Annotated in this window: 4 protein-coding genes; all 4 read right to left on the bottom strand. The window is 72.8% G+C overall.

Annotation, left to right across the window (positions count from 1 at the left end):
* A partial coding sequence (locus ABZ281_RS42255; RefSeq protein WP_356663311.1) for a hypothetical protein occupies positions 1–485 on the bottom strand: 485 nt, incomplete at its 3' end.
* 176 nt (positions 486–661) lie between these two features.
* Positions 662–1948, bottom strand: coding sequence for a glutamate-5-semialdehyde dehydrogenase (locus ABZ281_RS42250; RefSeq protein ID WP_356663309.1), 1287 nt, complete (start codon positions 1946–1948; stop codon positions 662–664).
* A gap of 73 nt (positions 1949–2021) precedes the next feature.
* Positions 2022–2480 carry a hypothetical protein gene (locus ABZ281_RS42245; protein WP_356663313.1) on the bottom strand — a complete coding sequence of 153 codons (459 nt, stop codon included), beginning with the start codon at positions 2478–2480 and terminating at the stop codon, positions 2022–2024.
* Between the two features lie 134 nt (positions 2481–2614).
* Positions 2615–3671: glutamate 5-kinase (gene proB / locus ABZ281_RS42240; protein WP_356663307.1), on the bottom strand; the 1057-nt coding region annotated here is incomplete at its 5' end.

Here is a 3671-nt window from a genome sequence, read left to right as displayed (position 1 = left end):
CCACACCGCTCACCTTGCCCGTGTTGCCGCTCGACGGCGAGGTCGTGCTGCCCGGCATGGTGGTCCCGGGCGAGCAGCCAGGCGACGGGGCGGTGCCAGCGGACGTGTGTGGAGTAGGGCCCGGTGCTGCCGTAGTGGCCCTCGATGACGTCGGGGTCGTCGAGCTCGTCGAAGTCGGGATCATGGCCGAAATCGCCGCGCCCGTCCGGACCGTACGGGTCGTCGTAGCGCTCGCCTCTGGTGTGGGCACGGCGCGACTCGGCCTCGGAGGCCTCGGCTCTCGCCTGTGCGGCGGCCAGGAGGCGCTCCACCGCTGTCGGCTCGTGCACCACGGCCGCGCGTACGAAGGCCTCGTCGAAGACCACGGAGGCGAACTCTTCGTCCGACACCCCGCGGTCGTGGTCGTCGTCGGGCTCCCGGCCGTCCGGAAACGGCGTGCCCCCCACGTCCTCCGGCACGAATCCAGAGTAGACCTGGGGGGTCATTTTGGGCAGACGGTACGGAAATTCATCCGCCGGTCGAGACGGCTCGCGCGGGGCGTACACGGCGCACGCGCGCCTGGGCACTCCCGTCGCGCACGCCTGCGCCATCCGGATGACCTTGCACGGTCATGCGGCTCCCCGCATACACCCGCGCTCCGGAAGAGCGCGGGTCGGCATCGTCAGCGCCGGACGTGCCCGTCGCCGGTGACGATGTACTTCGTGCTGGTCAGCTCCGGCAGCCCCATGGGGCCGCGGGCGTGCAGCTTCTGCGTGGAGATGCCGATCTCGGCGCCGAAGCCGAACTGGCCGCCGTCGGTGAAGCGGGTGGAGGCGTTCACGGCGACGGTGGTGGAGTCGACCAGCTGGGTGAAGCGGCGGGCGGCCTGCTGGGAGGTCGTCACGATGGCCTCGGTGTGGCCGGAGGTCCACAGCCGGATGTGCTCGACGGCCTTGTCCAGGGAGTCCACGACCGCGGCGGCGATGTCGTACGAGAGGTACTCGGTCTCCCAGTCCTCGGCCGTCGCCTCGACGACGGTGGCCTTGGAGTCCTTGGCGTAGGCCTGCACGCGCTCGTCGGCGTGCACGGTGACCCCGGCCTCCGCGAGGGCCTCCAGGGCGCGGGGCAGGAACTCGGCGGCGATGTCCTGGTGGACCAGCAGGGTCTCGGCGGCGTTGCAGACGCCGACCCGCTGGGCCTTGGAGTTGATCAGGATCTCGACGGCCATGTCGAGGTCGGCCTGCGCGTCGATGTAGACGTGGCAGTTGCCGGTGCCGGTCTCGATGACCGGCACGACGGACTCCTGGACGACCGTGTTGATCAGGGAGGCGCCGCCGCGTGGGATCAGCACGTCGACCAGGCCGCGGGCGCGCATCAGCTCGCGCACGCTGTCGCGGCTCTCGCCGGGGACGAGCTGGATGGCGTCGGCGGGCAGCCCGGCCCCGCCGACGGCGTCGCGCAGGACGCGCACGAGGGCGGTGTTCGACTGGTACGCCGAGGAGGAGCCGCGCAGCAGGACGGCGTTGCCGGACTTCAGGCAGAGGGCCGCGGCGTCGACGGTGACGTTCGGCCGGCCCTCGTAGATGATCCCGACGACGCCGAGCGGCACGCGGACCTGGCGCAGGTCAATGCCGTTGGGCAGCGTGGAGCCGCGGACGACCTCGCCGACCGGGTCGGGCAGCGCGGCGACGTCGCGCACGTCGGAGGCGATGGCGCGGATCCGCTCGGGGGTGAGCGTGAGCCGGTCGATCATGCCTTCGCTGATGCCGGCCTCACGGGCCTTGGCGACGTCCTTGGCGTTGGCCTCGACGATCTCGCTCGCACGGACCTCCAGCGCGTCCGCGATGGCGAGCAGCGCGTCGTCCTTCTCGGCCCGTGGCAGCGGCGCGAGGGTCGCGCCGGCGGCCTTGGCGCGGTAGGCGGCCTCGGTGACCGGGGACATGGAGTCGTACGGCGAAAGCGTGGTCATGAGGGAAAGCGTAGTGCGCCGGGCAGATCCGTTCATCGCGCGTTTCACACCCCGAGACGCCTCCCGGACCGGATCAAAACGGGTGAACTCCGACTGGCGAGGCCGGCGGCGGCCCGTACCCCTCCGCGATGCGCTGGTGGTACGTGGCGCGGTCGATGACCTCCAGGCCGACGATCTCCCAGGGCGGCAGCCCGGCGCTCTGCCGGTGCTCGCCCCACAGGCGCAGGGCGACGGCGGCCGCGTCGTGCAGGTCGCGGGCCTCCTCCCAGTAGCGGATCTCGGCATGGTCGACCGCGTACCGGCTGGTCAGGAAGAAGGGGTGGTCGTGGGCGAGCTGCTCCAGGGCGCGCCGGACCTCCGGGAGCGGGGCCTCCTTGCCGGAGACGCTGAGGGTGACGTGCCACAGCCGCGGGGTGTCGCCGGGTTCCTCGCCCTGGAACCGGTCCCCGGCCGCCACGCTCGTCAGGGCGCGCTCCTCACCGGCCGCACGGGAGCCGGCACCACCGCGGGACGCCTGAGTCCCAGGGCGCACTCGTCTCACGACGGCCTCCTTTGCACAGTGGCGCTGCTGCGGAACAGTTCCCTGGGACAAAGTTGAGCAGGCCGCAAGGGATCGCGGGGCGGTTTTGCGGAACGTCCACCACCGGGGGCGGACGTTTCGACCCATTACGGGTGCAGGACCACCAGGTCGTCCCTGTGTACGACCTCGCGTTCGTACGCGGGTCCGAGTTCACGGGCCAGTTCCCGGGTCGAGCGGCCGATGAGCCGGGGGATCTCCTTGGCGTCGAAGCTGACCAGCCCGCGGGCCACCGCGTGCCCCGTGCCGTCCCGCAGCTCGACCGGATCGCCGGCGCTGAAATCGCCCTCGACGCCGGCGATCCCCGCCGGCAGCAGCGACTTGCGGCGGTCCACGACGGCCTGCACGGCGCCGTCGTCCAGGGTCAGCGCGCCCTGCGGGGTGGAGGCGTGCTGGAGCCACAGCAGCCGGTCGGCGGAGCGCTTGCCGGTGGGGTGGAAGAAGGTGCCGGTGTCCTGGCCGGTCAGGGCGTCGGCCGCGTGGACGGCGCTGGTGAGGACGACGGGAACGCCGGCGGCCGCGGCGATCCGGGCGGCCTCGACCTTGGTGACCATGCCGCCGGTGCCGACGCCGGCCTTGCCCGTGCTGCCGATCTCGACATCCGCGAGGTCGGAGGGCTCGCGCACCTCGCCGATGCGGGAGGTGCCGGGCTTCGCGGGGTCGCCGTCGTAGACGCCGTCCACGTCGGACAGCAGGACCAGCAGGTCGGCGCGGACGAGGTGGGCGACGAGGGCGGCGAGGCGGTCGTTGTCGCCGAAGCGGATCTCGTCCGTGGCGACGGTGTCGTTCTCGTTGACGATCGGGAGGGCACCCATCGCGAGCAGCTTGTCGAGGGTGCGCGAGGCGTTGCGGTGGTGCGAGCGGCGGCTCATGTCGTCGGAGGTCAGCAGAACCTGCCCGACCCGGACGCCGTAGCGGGCGAAGGAGGCGGTGTAGCGGGCGACCAGCAGGCCCTGGCCGACGCTGGCGGCGGCCTGCTGGCGGGCGAGGTCCTTGGGGCGGCGGCGCAGGCCCAGCGGGGCGAGGCCGGCGGCGATGGCGCCCGAGGAGACCAGGACGATCTCGCGCTCCCCGCCGCCCGCCCGTCTCCCCCCACCCCCCTCAACCCAGGGCCTACGGGCCGCCCCCGGGGTTCGGACCGTGGGC

This window comes from Streptomyces sp. NPDC006265 (assembly GCF_040613555.1).
GTDB lineage: Bacteria > Actinomycetota > Actinomycetes > Streptomycetales > Streptomycetaceae > Streptomyces.
This window is presented reverse-complemented; position numbering and strand designations above follow the sequence as displayed.